General features: G+C 62.2%; 1 protein-coding gene. It reads right to left on the minus strand.

Annotation, left to right across the window (positions count from 1 at the left end):
* Positions 1-536, minus strand: a 536-nt coding sequence (locus tag D3D02_RS21330; protein ID WP_342764633.1) for a GLUG motif-containing protein, incomplete at its 3' end; no start/stop codon positions are given.
* Positions 537-627 lie beyond the last annotated feature (91 nt).

The raw sequence follows: 627 nt of genomic DNA on the forward strand, positions 1-627 counted from the left end.
TTCGTCTCCGCACTCGCCCCCTGCATCTCGGGAGCGGGAGCGGTGTCGGCCGTCGCTCCGAAGCCGCTGACGTCGGTGAAGGTTATCGGCTCCCACCCATCTCCCGTACTCACACTGTCCTCGTTCGTCGTTCCTACGTCCCAGTAAGCCTGCTCCACGGTAGTCGGTTCAACAGCGGAGCCACCGACGAGGCCACCAATCCCCTGCGTCTCGTCGTCGATACTGAGAGACCCAGTGGCGTACGAACGCTGAACCGTTCCTCCAGGGTCCGCTTGGAACGACCCGAGTACTCCACCGGCGTACCAGCTCGCAGTAACCGTGCCAGTAGCGTAGGAATCCGCTATCGTTCCCGTGGAGACGCCGACCAGTCCGCCAGCAGACGTGCTGCCTCCCCCTCCGTCGACGGCTCTTGCAGCGAAGGAGCGATTGACCGTCCCCTGGTTGAAACCGACCAGTCCGCCAAACCAATCGCTTCCACGAGTCGGTTCTCCAATCGCGTAGGAGCGACGAACCGTCCCATCGTTACGGCCGACTATGCCGCCAACTCGATAAGTCCCGGTAACCTCACCAGTGACGTGAGAGTTCTCGACGGTCCCATCGTTATACCCGGCGAGCTGTCCGGTTCTT

Origin of the sequence: Halobellus sp. Atlit-38R (assembly GCF_003665925.1) — an archaeon.
In the GTDB taxonomy this organism is placed as follows: Archaea; Halobacteriota; Halobacteria; order Halobacteriales; family Haloferacaceae; genus Haloquadratum; species Haloquadratum inordinatus.